This window comes from Streptomyces clavifer, assembly GCF_036345975.1.
Taxonomy (GTDB): Bacteria; Actinomycetota; Actinomycetes; order Streptomycetales; family Streptomycetaceae; genus Streptomyces; species Streptomyces clavifer.
The window spans coordinates 5,826,828-5,839,245 of record NZ_CP107793.1 but is presented as its reverse complement, the minus strand read 5'-3'; the positions used below and the strand labels follow the sequence as shown (position 1 = coordinate 5,839,245).

The following is a 12,418-nucleotide window of genomic DNA, read 5'->3' as shown; positions in this document are numbered from 1 at the left end:
GATGGTGCAGCACAGGGTCGGATACGCACCGGGGGTGTACGACCTGTTCCACGTCGGCCACCTGAACATCCTGCGGCATGCCCGCAGCCAGTGCGACTACCTGGTGGCCGGGATCGTCTCCGACGAGATGGCCTCGCTCGCGAAGGGCCACAAGCCGGTGATTCCGCTGACCGAGCGCCTGGAGATCGTCCGCAGCGTGCGCTTCGTGGACGCCGCGTTCGTGGAGACCGTGCCGGACAAGGTCGAGACATGGCAGCAGGTGCGCTTCGACGTCATCTTCAAGGGCGACGACTGGCGGGGCACCGAGAGGGGGAAACGGCTGGAGCGCGACTTCGCCGAGGTGGGAGTGGAGGTCGTCTACTTCCCGTACACGGTGCACACGTCCAGCACCCAGCTGCGCCGGGCGCTGGACGTGCTCGTCAGCCGGCCCGGAGCGCTTTCAGCTCCCTGAACCACTTGGCCAGGAAGGCCACGAGGAACAGGGCGTGCACCGCGGCGAGCAGGGCGTACCCGGCCCGGAAGGCGGCGGGTGCGCCGAGCAGCGCGAAGACCAGGCAGAACACCCCGTAGTCCGCGGGCAGCAGCGCCACGGCCCGTATCCGGGACACCGGGGCCGTGGCGCCACCGGACGCCGGCGCGGTCCGGGCCGCAGCCTTGCCGAGCTGTTCCCGCAGGAGGCCCGCGCAGAAGGTGAGCACGGCGGTGAACAGGAATCCCAGGGGCAGCAACAGCCATCCCTCGGAGGGGAGTTCGCCGAAGCGGTAGAAGGAGATCAGTACGGCCGTGTGGACGAGGATCATCTTGGCGCAGTCCACGACATGGTCCAGCCACTCACCGTCCGGGCCGCCCCGCCCCGTGAGCCGGGCGAGCTGCCCGTCCGCCGAGTCGAAGGCGAAGCCGATGGCCAGACCGGCGTACACGGCGCCCCCCAGCCACCAGGACGGCTCCACGAGCGCCACGGCGGCGAGGGCGGCGAAGGTGAAGGCCGCGCTGATCAGGGTGACCTGGTTGGGCGCCAGACCGGCCCGGTGGGCGACTGCCGCCAGCAGGCGTCCGGCCGGCCTGTTCACGTACCGCGAGTAGAGCGAGACGCCCTTGGACGACTTCTGCGCACCGCGCAATGCGCGCAGCACCGTACCCGTGCTTTCCATACGCCCCCCAGCGCCCGGCCGAACTGTCCGCTGCATCATGGCAGACATACGGGGAGGGGCGAGGGCGGTGGCGGACGTCCGGCCGCATGACCTGGCAGGTAATCGACGCGCCGCGGTCGCCGGGACAGGCTGTTCCCGTCGCCGCGGACCACCGCGGCGGCGGGACACGGACACCCTGGAAGGAACCGGCCATGACCGTTCACGAGGACGCCGTCCAGCGCTACTTCGCCGCCTGGAACGCGGACACCGCCGAGGAGCGGGCGAAGGCGGTGGCGGTCGCCTTCACCGAGGACGCCACCTACACGGACCCGCTGGCCGGGGTACGGGGGCACGACGGCCTGGCCGCGGTGATCGGCGGGGCGCGGGAACAGTTCCCCGGCTTCGACTTCGTACCCTCCGGGACGCCCGACGCGCACCACGACCTGGTCCGGTTCACCTGGGACCTGGTCTCCCGGGCCGACGGCTCGGCCCCGGTGGCCGGGTTCGATGTGATCACTCTGGCCGGGGACGGCCGGATCAGCTCGGTCAGCGGCTTCCTGGACCGGCTGCCGGGCGCCTGAACGGACTCAGTCCCGCTCCGGGCCCGGCTTCGGGCCGGGCCCGGGCTCCGGCTCCTCCTCGGCCACGGTGAGCTGTTCGTCGAGGTCGTCGAAGAGCAGTTCGCTGTGCCCGACCTGGCCGGTCCGGTAGGCCGACCGTGCCACCAGGTGGGACGCCACCGGGCTGGTCAGCAGCTGGAAGAAGCCGATGAGGGCCAGCGTGGCCAGGTCCATTCCGCCGCGCAGGCGCAGCGCGACCCCGGCCAGCACCAGCAGCAGGCCGAGGGTCTGCGGCTTGGTCGCGGCGTGGCTGCGCGACAGGACGTCGGGGAGCCGCAGCATGCCGATCGCGCCGAGCAGGCAGATCACCGCCCCGACGAACACCAGGGCGGCACCGGCCGTGTCCATGATCTGCAGCAGGACGTTCATCCCTTGCCCTCCTTCCCGGCGGGTCGCCGATGGGCCGGCGGCCGGTCGCGTACGGCGATGAAGCGGGCGATGCCCACCGATCCGGTGAAGCCGAGGAAGGCCAGGACCAGCATGATCGGGAAGTAGAACGAGTCCAGGGCCGCCGCCGACCTCGCGCCGAGACCCGCGATGATCAGGGCGGCGCAGACATCGAGGGCGATCGCCCGGTCCAGCATGGACGGGCCGCGCCAGATGCGGACGAGCAGCAGCATCCCCGCGACGACGAGGACCACCACGGCGGCGGTCAGCAGCACACGGTCGACGGTCTCGGGTCCGCTCATGACCGCGCCTCCCCTTCGCCGGGCGGTTCGGTCGGGGGCGGCGGCGCGGACACCCGGTCGATCTCGTCCCGGGTCCCGAACGCCCGTACCGTCAGGGCCTCCAGCCGCCAGACGGAGCGCCGGGCGGCCTCCAGCGCCTCCGGCCGGTCCGCGTCGAGTACGTGCAGGAAGAGCGTGCCGGTGGCTCGGCGCACCTCGATGACGGATCCGCCGGGCACGTTGGACACGGCGACGGCGGTGGCGGCGAGCATCAGGTCGCTGCGGCAGCGCAGCGGTACGCCGATGACGGCGGGCCGGTGCGGGCGTCCGGCGAAGATCTGCCGGGTGACCTGCACGCCCGAGGTGTACATGTCGTAGAGCAGGTATCCGGCGAGGACGAGGATGCCCCACGGGTGGAGCCGCAGCCCGAGGTCGACCTTCGGCAGCGGGAAGGCCAGGCAGACGGCCACGGCGACGACCACCCCGGTGACGACGTTGGCCCAGGTCAGGGTGGACCACAGCAGCACCCAGATCAGGGTGAGCCAGGCGATCAGCGGCAGGTCCAGCACGCGGCCCCGGCGGCCGGGGAACGCGCAGCTGAAGGGTGGCAGGTCGGGGTCGCGGTAGGACAGGGTGACGAAGCGCTTCACCGGCCGAGCACCTCCTCGACGTAGGGGGTCCGCGCGATGAGCTCGGCGGCCGAACGGTCGGTGTACGCGGCCAGTGGTCCGGCCAGCACGGTGAAGGCGAGGCCGAACGCGACGGCGCCCGCGGTGGCCGCGGTCATCGCACGGGGCGGCCGGGTCGTGGTGGTGACGGACTGCCCGTGCAGGGTCGCCGCGACGACCTGTCCGGCCGGCCCGGGCGCACCGGTCACCCCCTCGTCGCCGGTGCCGGGGATGCGGTCGGGACCCAGGTCGGTGTCGTCCTCTGTCTCGTCCGCGGACTCCAGGACCGTGCCGAAGGCCGCCAGGTCCGGTGGTTCGGCGCGCCAGAAGGCCAGATTCCAGACCTTGGCCATGACGTACAGCGTCAGCAGGCTGGTCACGGTCGCTCCCGTGACCAGGATCCAGGCCCAGACCCCGCCGTCGGCGACACCGGCCCGCATGAGGCCGAGTTTCCCGATGAAGCCGGACAGCGGGGGGATCCCCGCGAGGTTCATCGCGGGGACGAAGAAGAGGACCGCGAGCAGCGGGGCGCTCCTGGCCAGTCCGCCGAGGCGGGTGAGCTCGTTGGTGCCTCCCCGGCGCTCCATGAGTCCGGCGACGAGGAAGAGCGTGGTCTGGACGGTGATGTGGTGGGCGACGTAGAAGATCGCGCCGCCGTACGCGTCCCGGGTGGCGAGGCCGATGCCGAAGACCATGTAGCCGATGTGGCTGATGAGGGTGAAGGACAGCAGCCGTTTCAGGTCGGTCTGCGCGACCGCGCCGAGGATGCCGACGACCATCGAGGCGAGCGCGGCGGCCATCAGCAGGTCACCGAGCCGGTTGCCGGGGAAGAGCAGGGTCTCGGTGCGCAGCATGCAGTAGATGCCGACCTTCGTCAGCAGGCCGGCGAAGACGGCGGTGACGGGCGCGGGCGCGGTCGGATAGGAGTCGGGGAGCCAGGCGGCCAGGGGGAAGACGGCGGCCTTGATGGCGAAGACCGTGAGGAGCATCGCCTGGATCAGGGTCTGGACGCCGATCGGGAGGTCGGGCAGCCGGACTGCGAGCTGGGCGAAGTTGGCGGTGCCGGTGGCGGCGTACGTCATGGCGATGGCCGTCAGGAACAGCATGGAGGAGAGCAGCGAGATGATCACGTAGGTGGAGCCGGCCCGGATCCGGGGGCCGGTGCCGCCGAGCGTGAGCAGGACGAAGCTGGCGACCAGCATGATCTCGAAACCGACGTAGAGGTTCACGAGGTCGCCCGCGAGGAAGGTGCACGACACCCCGGCCACCAGGATGAGGTAGGCGGGGTGGAACACCGCGACGGGTGTCTCCTTGTCCCGGTCGGCCATGCCCTGGCCGAGCGAGTAGACCAGCACGGCGAGGGTGACGGCCGAGGACACGGTCAGCATGAGGCCGGACAGCCGGTCGGCGACCAGGGTGATTCCGAGCGGCGGGGCGAAGTCGCCGAGGTGCACGGACAGCGGGCCCTCGCGGTCGGACGCGATCATGAGGGTGACGGAGAGCCCGAGCACGGCGGTGAGCACGGCGACGCTGATGATGCGCTGGAAGCGGGCGAGCCGGGTGCCGAAGGCGAGGCTCAGGCCGGTGGCGCAGAGCGGCAGCAGCACCGGCAGCGGAACGAGCGCGTTCATCCGGCGGCTCCTCGGTCGGGGTCCTGGCCATGTGTTCCGGTGGCGCCGGGTGTGGTGGCACCGCCCGGGTAGTCCTCCGGGTCGGCTCCCAGCACGTCGTGCCACAGGTCGCCGTTCGCGTCCCGGCCGCGGGCCTGGAGTGCGCGGTCGGCGCGCAGCCGGGCGCGCAGGCGGTGGCGCTCCTCGCGGTAGCGGGTCCGTTCGTCCGGCGTACGGCCGGGCTCCGCCCGGTACTCCTCGCGCAGTTCGGCCCACTCCCCCCGTACCTCGGTCCGGAGCACGATGCGCCTGTCCTCCAGGTCGTCATGGACCTCGTCGGTGCCGGTCAGCTGGTGACTGCGGTAGGCCATGGCCAGCAGGAAGGCCGTGGTGGCGAGGGTGATGACGAGGGCGGTCAGCGCGATGGCCTGCGGCAGCGGGTCGGTGACCCGCCGCAGCGGTACGCCGTAGAGCAGGGGCGCCGCTCCCGCGGATCCGGTCGAGGAGAGGACCAGCAGGTTGATGCCGTTGCCGGCGATGACCACGCCGAGCAGGATGCGCGTGAGCGGCCGGGTGAGCATGAGGATGCCGCCGACCGCGCAGAGGACCACGGCGGTGGCGAGGAGCGAGACGCTGACGGTCATCGGGCCGTACCCCCCGCTCCGGTGCCGGGCGCGGGGGCGAGTGCGCCCGCCGCCCGTTCGATCTGCCGGTCGACCTTGGCTCCCAGCGCCCGGACGATGTCCAGGACCACGCCGAGGACCAGCAGGTACACCCCGAAGTCGAAGACGACCGGCGTCGCCAGGTGGTAGTCGCCGAAGAGGGGGAGGTGGCCCTTGTACGTCCACGCGTGGAGCACCGTGCCCTCCAGGAGGCCGAGGAGGGCGACCCCGGTGGACAGGAAGAGGCCGAGGCCGGTGAAGAGGCCGGGCTGCAGCGGTGCCGCCTCGGCGAGCTCGAAGCGTCCGCCGGCCAGGTAGCGGGTGATGAAGGCGAGTCCCGCGACGAGTCCGCCGACGAAGCCGCCGCCCGGCATGTTCTCCGCGCAGAACAGCAGATAGAGGGAGAGCACCAGGATGGGGTGGAAGACCAGGCGGCCCACCACCTCGAAGACCACGGAACGGTGTTCGGGCGCGAGGGTCGAGCCGGCGGCCAGCCAGTCACGTTCGGGGGCGGTGTCGTCCCCCTGCGGCAGCCCGGTCAGCCGGCGGCCCGTCAGCGTCCAGGCGGTGGCGCCGTGCAGTTCCTCCCGGGTCATGGGCCCTTCGCTGCGGCGGTGCAGATAGATGAGGCTGGTCACGCCGATGGCCGCGGCGGCGAGCACGGCCGACTCCCCCATCGTGTCCCAGGCGCGCAGGTCGACGAGGATGGTGGCCACCACGTCCTTGAGCCCGTGGTGGGCGACCTCCTCGACCATCGCGGCGCCCGCCGGTTCCGCGGTGCGCGCGGCGCCCGAGACCCACACGACCACGCCGAGGGTCGCCGCGGCGCCGAGCGCCACGGGTACGCGCACCGCACGCCGCCAGGAGCTGACCGACTCCTGGAAGTGCACGGGCATCCGGCGCAGCACCAGGACGAACACGATCATCGACACGGTCTCGACGCAGAACTGGGTGAGCGCCAGGTCGGGCGCGCCCTGGACGACGAAGAGCAGCGCGGCCCCGTACCCGGTGAGCCCGGCCAGGACGACGGCCTTCATCCGGCGGCTGACGGTCAGGCAGAGCAGGGCCGCCGCACAGGTCAGCACGGCCACGGCACCCTGGAGCGGGGTGTCCCACACCCGGGGGGCGACCGCTCCCTCCCAGGGGCGGTCGGTGATCAGCACCGCCAGCTGTCCGGCCAGCATCACCAGCAGGGTGGTGGCCAGGTACACGGACAGGGAGCCGCGCTGGACGAATCCGGTGACCTGCAGGGCGAAGCGTTCGAGGCCGAGCAGGAGGTGGCCGAAGACGCTGTCGGCGGTGGGCCAGGCGATCCGGCGGGAGACCCGGGTGACGGTCGTCCGCCCCGCGAAGAGCAGGGCGCCGCCCGCCCAGGCGAGGACGGACAGGAGCAGGGCCGTTCCGAAGCCGTGCCAGAGCGCCAGGTGGTAGGGGTGGGCGGGCGCGGGGAAGGTGTCGGCGTACGCGGCGAACAGCCGGTCCGTCCACGCGACTCCGGGGCCGAGGACCAGTCCGGCCACGGCGAGCAGCGCGGGCGGGGCCAGGAAGGCGGCGCTCACCCGGCGTACGGAGGTGTCCGCGACGCCCGGCTTGCGGAAGAACGCGCCCCATACGAAACGGAGGGTGTACGCGACGGTGAGCACGGATCCGACGACGGTGACGGCCAGCACCCAGCGGTCCGAGGTGTCGCCGTGCTGCAGCGCGTGGAACGCGGCCTCCTTGGCGGCGAAGCCGAGGAGCGGCGGCAGTGCGGCCATGGAAGCGGCGGCGAGCACGGCGACCGTGGTGACGTGGGGCAGCGCGCGGCCGACGCCGGAGAGTCTGCGCAGATCGCGGGTGCCGGTCGCGTGGTCGACGATGCCGATGACGAGGAACAGCGCGGCCTTGAACAGTGCGTGGCCGAGGATCATCGCGGCGGCGGCGAGTGCGGCGTCCCGGGTGCCGGCCCCGGCGAGGACGATCAGGAAGCCGAGCTGGCTGACCGTGCCGTAGGCGAGGACGAGCTTCAGGTCGTTGAGGCGCAGTGCGCGCCATCCTCCGAGCAGCATCGTCGCGGCGCCGAGGACGAGGACGACGGGCCGCCAGACGGGCACGTCGGCGAAGGCGGGGGCGAGCCGCGCCACCAGGTAGACACCGGCCTTGACCATGGCCGCGGCGTGCAGATAGGCGCTGACGGGGGTGGGCGCGGCCATGGCGTTCGGCAGCCAGAGGCTGAACGGCCAGATCGCGGATTTCGACAGCGCCCCGCACAGGACCAGGACGACGGCCACGGACACCGCGAGGGTCGCTTCCGGGGGGTTCGCGACGATCGCGGAGATCTGGTAGGTGCCGGCCGCCTGGCCGAGGATCAGGAAGCCGACCAGCATGGCGAGTCCGCCGAGCGTGGTGACGACGAGGGCCTGGAGGGCGGAGCGGCGGTTCTGTTTGCGTTCGCTGCCGTGGCCGATCAGGAGGTAGGAGAAGACCGTGGTCAGTTCCCAGAACACGTAGAGGGTGATGAGGTCGTCCGCGAGGACCAGGGCGAGCATCGCCCCCGCGAAGGCCAGCAGGTTTCCGGCGAACGAGGCCAGTTGCGGGGAGTCGTCCGTGAAGTAGGAGGCGCAGTACAGCAGGACGAGCGTGCCGACCCCGGCCGCGAGCAGCACCATCAGTTCGGCGAGCGCGTCCAGGCGCAGGCCCAGGGAGACGTCGTAGGCCGGGATCCACTCCCACGTCCAGGTGACCGCCCGGCCGGCCGCCGCGGTGCTCCACTCGGTCGCCGCCCATGCGGTGGCGGCCGCGGGGGGCAGCGCGAGCACGACGAAGGCGCGCCTGCCGAGCCGCCGCACCAGCGGACGCGCGCAGGCCGCCAGGACGAAGTGGCAGACGATGAGTGCGATCACGAGGAGGCGTCCGGGGCATAGGGCACCGAATACAGATATATCGCCCGGCCCCGTTCACCCGTCCGGCGCGCCGCGCGGCCCCCCGGCCACTGTTTCCCGCCGGTCCGGGCCCGAAGGACGCCCGGGCATCGCTGTCCAGCCCGCCCGGACGTGGCGGGCGCACGCTCCACTGTGATCACAGAACGGCGCATGCCCCGTATGCCCGCAACCACACACCCTCATCCGGGTCTCCTGCCCGGGACCCCCGTGCGGCCGCCTACGGGTCCCCGCGCACCTGGACGACGGCGTCACCGTGCGGACAGACGTGGGTGGGCACATCGGGGACCTCGTCGGGCATGCCGTCGGTGCGGTGGCAGCGCGGCGCCCCGCTCGGGCGGCGGTGGACGGCGTCGGCCACGTCGCCGGCCGGGGTGCGCCGGGGCGTGATCCACGGGCCGCGGCCCTCCTGGAAGACGTCGGGCATCCCGTGGAGGCGTTCCGCCGCGTGCGGGCAGGGGTGCGCGTCGTAGCCCACGGTGATGCCGTCACCCTCGTGCGACACGGTCGCGGGGCGCGGGGGCGGTTCGCCTGTCACCGCTCTCCCTCCCTGCGCGGGGGATGGATGCCTGCCACTCCAGGCTCACCCCGGAGCAGGTGCGCCGCTACTCGGGGGAACGGCCGGGCCGTCGTCGCACGGTCGGCCGCAGCTCACCGCGCCCGTGCGCAGGGATTTCGACGCCTTCGGTACCGGCAGCGGGTGTGACGCCCCCTGGGACGACCTGGGACGGCAACACCCCTGCGTGTACTGGTACCGGGCGGCGGTACCGGCGGACCGGCCCTCGCCGTCGCGCTCGCCCGGAGCGGCCACACCGTCGAGGTGGCCGAGCTCCGTGACGGGCACCCGCGGTGCCGGAACGTCCCCCCGGCCCGGGGGGCTCAGTCCAGCACCGCGATGCCGTCCAGCTCGACCAGGGCCTGCTCGTCCCAGAGCCTGACCGCCCCGATCACCGCCATCGCCGGGTACTCGCGCCCCGCGAGCCGATGCCAGATCCTGCCCAGTTCGGGAGCGTGGGAGCGGTAGTCGGCCACATCGGTGGCGTACACGGTGACCCTGGCCAGGGCCGCCGGGGATCCGCCCGCCGCCCGCAGGGCGGTGAGCAGGTTGCCCAGCGCCGTCTCGAACTGCTCGGGCAGGGTGGCGCCGACGACCTTGCCGTCCCCGTCCAGGGCGGTCTGGCCGGCCAGGAAGACCAGCCGGCCGCCGGTGGCCGCCACGGCGTGCGAGAAGCCCGTGGGCGGGGCGAGCTCGGTGGGGTTGATCCGGGTGAGGGGGTTCATGCGTGCGTCTCCTGGGTCGCGTACAGCTCCTTGGCGATGATGGTGCGCTGCACCTCGGTGGCGCCCTCGTAGATCCGGGGCGCGCGGACCTCCCGGTAGAGGTGCTCGAGCAGATGACCGCGGCGCAGGGCGCGTGCGCCGTGCAGTTGCACCGCAGCGTCGACGACGTACTGCGCGGTCTCGGTGGCGTACAGCTTGGCCATGGCGGCGCGCCGGGGTACGCCGGGCTCACCCGCGTCGTGGGCCGCCGCGGCGGCGTACACCAGGAGCCGGGCGGCCTCGGTGCGCGTGGCCATCTCGGCGACCTGGTGGGAGACGGCCTGCAGGTCCTTGAGCGGGCCGCCGAACGCGGTGCGGTGCGCCGTGTGCTCCAGGGTGGCGTCGAGCGCGGCGCGCGCCATGCCGACGGCGAACGCGCCGACACTGGGCCGGAAGAGGTTCAGGGTGTCCATGGCGACCCGGAACCCCCGGTCCGGCTCCCCGAGCACGTCCTCGGCGGTGACGGGTACGCCGTCGAAGTCCAGGGCGCCGATGGGGTGCGGGGAGAGCATGTCCAGGGGCGTGCCGCTGAGCCCCGGACGGTCGGCGGGGACGAGGAACGCGGTGACGCCGCGGGCTCCGGCGCCTTCGGTGGTGCGGGCGAAGACGGTGTAGAAGTCGGCCTCCGGGGCGTTGGAGATCCAGCACTTCTCACCGGTCAGCCGCCAGCCGTCCGAGGTGCGCCGGGCGGCGAGCGCGAGGGACGCCGCGTCGGATCCGGCGCCCGGCTCGCTCAGCGCGAACGCGGCGACGGCGCGGCCCGCGCGCACCTCGGGGAGCCAGCGCCCGCGCTGGGCCGGGGTGCCCGCCTGGACGACGGGGTACGTGCCCAGGCCCTGCAGGGCGAGAGCCGTCTCGGCCTCGGTACAGCCGCGCGCCAGCGATTCACGCAGCAGGCAGAGGTCCAGTGCACCGGAGCGCAGCATCCGGTCCAGCAGTCCCCGCTCGCCGAGCGCGGCGAGCAGCGGGCGGTTGACCCGGCCGGGGTCCCCCTTCTCTGCGAGCGGGCGCAGGTGCGCCCGGGCGAGGTCGTACAGCTCGTCACCCCAGGCGGTCTGCCCGGGTTCGAGCGAGAATGCCGTCATACCGGCGCCTCTCCTGCCGCGCCGTGTCGCTGACTCGTCGCGGACTTATCGCGGACCGTTGACTACCGTCACCCAAACGATACGCTCCAAGGGCGACTAGGGGGCGATGCTTCATGAAGCCGTCGGATACCGCGAGTGCGCACACCGACACGTTCGCGCGCGACCACCTCCCGCCCGCCGGCCAGTGGCCCGAGCTGGTCTTCGACCTGCCCGAGCTGCGGTACCCGGCCCGTCTGAACTGCGGACACGAGCTCCTCGACCGGACCGCCGACCACTTCGGCCCCGACCGTCCCGCGTTCCGCACCGCGGACGGCGCCGTCTGGAGCTACGGGGAGCTGCGGGACCGGGTGGACCGGATCGCCCGTGTACTGACCGCCGACCTGGGTGTCGTCCCCGGCAACCGGGTGCTGCTGCGCGGGCCCACCACCCCCTGGCTCGCCGCCTGCTGGCTCGCGGTGATGAAGGCGGGCGCGGTCGCCGTGACCGTCCTGGCCCAGCAGCGCCCGGCGGAGCTCGCCACGGTCTGCTCGCTCGCCCGGGTCGGCCACGCGCTGTGCGACGTCAGGTCGGTCGACGACCTGGTGGAGGCGCGGGTACCCGGGCTGCGGATCACCTCGTACGGCGGCGACTCGCCCGACGACCTGACAACGCTCATGGCGGCCCGGCCGGGGGCCTACCGGGCGGTGGACACCGCCGCCGACGATGTCGCGCTCATCGCGTTCACCTCGGGCACCACCGGGCGGCCCAAGGGCTGTATGCACGTCCACCGCGACGTGCTGGCCGTCGCGGACACCTTCGCCCGCCACGTCCTGCGGCCGGGCCCGGACGACGTGTTCGCGGGGAGCCCGCCGCTCGGCTTCACGTTCGGACTCGGCGGGCTGGTGATCTTCCCGCTGCGGGCCGGCGCCTCGGCGCTGCTGCTGGAACAGGCCGGCCCGGGGCAGCTGCTGCCCGCACTCGCGGCCCACCGGGTGTCGGTGCTGTTCACCGCGCCGACCGCGTACCGCCTGATGCTCGACGCGCTCGACGGCCACGACCTGTCCGCACTGCGGCGCTGCGTCTCGGCCGGGGAGAACCTGCCGGCCGCGACCTGGCACTCCTGGTACGAGCGGACGGGTCTGCGCATCATCAACGGCATCGGTGCCACCGAGCTGCTGCACATCTTCATCTCCGCGTCCGACGAGGCCGTCCGCCCGGGCACCACCGGCGTGCCCGTACCCGGCTGGCGGGCGCGGGTGGTGGACGACGACGGCCGGGAGCTGCCCGACGGCGAGCCCGGCCTGCTGGCGGTGCGCGGTCCGGTCGGCTGCCGGTACCTCGCCGACGACCGCCAGCGCGCCTATGTGCGCCACGGGTGGAACATCACCGGCGACACGTACGTCCGGGAGGCCGACGGGTACTTCCGCTATGTCGCCCGCGCCGACGACATGATCATCTCGTCCGGGTACAACATCGCGGGCCCCGAGGTCGAGGAGGCGCTCCTGCGCCACCCCGAGGTGGTGGAGGCGGCGGTGGTGGGCAGGCAGGACGAGCTGCGCGGCCAGATCGTAGCGGCGTACGTGGTGCTGCGCCCGGGTGCGGAGCGGTCCGCCGACGCCCTGCGCGGTCACATGAAGTCCCAGCTCGCTCCGCACAAGTGCCCGCGCGACTTCGTGTTCCTGCCCGCGCTCCCCAGGACCGCGACCGGAAAGCTGCAGCGCTTCCGGCTGCGCGGCACGGGCGCTCTAGAGTGACCGC

Annotated in this window: 13 protein-coding genes; 3 read left to right on the top strand and 10 right to left on the bottom strand. The window is 73.0% G+C overall.

Features of this window, described 5'->3' with window-relative positions; genetic code table 11:
- Position 1: 1 nt before the first annotated feature.
- Entirely contained in the window at positions 2-451 is a 450-nt protein-coding gene (locus tag OG927_RS25470; RefSeq protein WP_056789481.1) for an adenylyltransferase/cytidyltransferase family protein, read from the top strand.
- Here the strand turns inward: OG927_RS25470 and OG927_RS25465 are convergent.
- Positions 420-1,151: a CDP-alcohol phosphatidyltransferase family protein gene (locus OG927_RS25465; protein ID WP_319100430.1), complete on the bottom strand. Its 732-nt coding sequence runs from the start codon at positions 1,149-1,151 to the stop codon at positions 420-422. The two genes, OG927_RS25470 and OG927_RS25465, sit on opposite strands and share 32 nt — an antisense overlap.
- 191 nt (positions 1,152-1,342) lie before the next feature.
- On the opposite strand from OG927_RS25465, the gene OG927_RS25460 reads away from it, so the two are divergent.
- Positions 1,343-1,711 (top strand): nuclear transport factor 2 family protein, encoded by a 369-nt coding sequence (locus OG927_RS25460; RefSeq protein ID WP_056789473.1) that lies wholly within the window; start codon positions 1,343-1,345, stop codon positions 1,709-1,711.
- A 6-nt stretch (positions 1,712-1,717) separates the two neighbouring features.
- On the opposite strand, the gene mnhG is transcribed toward OG927_RS25460, so the two are convergent.
- From mnhG to OG927_RS25415, 9 genes are all read right to left on the bottom strand, one after another.
- Positions 1,718-2,119: a monovalent cation/H(+) antiporter subunit G gene (gene mnhG, locus OG927_RS25455; protein ID WP_124280924.1), complete on the bottom strand. Its 402-nt coding sequence runs from the start codon at positions 2,117-2,119 to the stop codon at positions 1,718-1,720.
- On the bottom strand, positions 2,116-2,439 hold the full coding sequence (locus tag OG927_RS25450; protein ID WP_056789467.1) for a monovalent cation/H+ antiporter complex subunit F: 324 nt from the start codon (positions 2,437-2,439) through the stop codon (positions 2,116-2,118). Before OG927_RS25450 ends, mnhG begins: the two co-directional genes overlap by 4 nt.
- Positions 2,436-3,068, bottom strand: a complete 633-nt coding sequence (locus OG927_RS25445) for a Na+/H+ antiporter subunit E (protein ID WP_056789464.1) — start codon at positions 3,066-3,068, stop codon at positions 2,436-2,438. Before OG927_RS25445 ends, OG927_RS25450 begins: the two co-directional genes overlap by 4 nt.
- Positions 3,065-4,717, bottom strand: a complete 1,653-nt coding sequence (locus OG927_RS25440; RefSeq protein ID WP_124280925.1) for a Na+/H+ antiporter subunit D — start codon at positions 4,715-4,717, stop codon at positions 3,065-3,067. Before OG927_RS25440 ends, OG927_RS25445 begins: the two co-directional genes overlap by 4 nt.
- On the bottom strand, positions 4,714-5,340 hold the full coding sequence (locus tag OG927_RS25435; RefSeq protein WP_056789458.1) for a Na(+)/H(+) antiporter subunit C: 627 nt from the start codon (positions 5,338-5,340) through the stop codon (positions 4,714-4,716). Before OG927_RS25435 ends, OG927_RS25440 begins: the two co-directional genes overlap by 4 nt.
- Complete coding sequence (locus tag OG927_RS25430; protein WP_330320831.1) at positions 5,337-8,240, bottom strand: Na+/H+ antiporter subunit A; 2,904 nt, start codon at positions 8,238-8,240, stop codon at positions 5,337-5,339. The genes OG927_RS25435 and OG927_RS25430 overlap by 4 nt, the downstream gene beginning before the upstream one ends.
- 256 nt (positions 8,241-8,496) lie before the next feature.
- Positions 8,497-8,814, bottom strand: a complete 318-nt coding sequence (locus tag OG927_RS25425) for a (4Fe-4S)-binding protein (protein WP_241191729.1) — start codon at positions 8,812-8,814, stop codon at positions 8,497-8,499.
- A gap of 341 nt (positions 8,815-9,155) precedes the next feature.
- Positions 9,156-9,557: a RidA family protein gene (locus OG927_RS25420; RefSeq protein ID WP_056789450.1), complete on the bottom strand. Its 402-nt coding sequence runs from the start codon at positions 9,555-9,557 to the stop codon at positions 9,156-9,158.
- Complete coding sequence (locus OG927_RS25415) at positions 9,554-10,681, bottom strand: acyl-CoA dehydrogenase family protein (protein ID WP_124280926.1); 1,128 nt, start codon at positions 10,679-10,681, stop codon at positions 9,554-9,556. Before OG927_RS25415 ends, OG927_RS25420 begins: the two co-directional genes overlap by 4 nt.
- A 113-nt stretch (positions 10,682-10,794) precedes the next feature.
- Between OG927_RS25415 and OG927_RS25410 the strand changes: the two genes are divergently transcribed.
- The gene (locus OG927_RS25410) at positions 10,795-12,414 is read left to right on the top strand and encodes an AMP-binding protein (RefSeq protein WP_124280927.1); all 1,620 of its coding nucleotides are present in this window, start codon (positions 10,795-10,797) and stop codon (positions 12,412-12,414) included.
- The last annotated feature ends 4 nt before the right edge of the window (positions 12,415-12,418 follow it).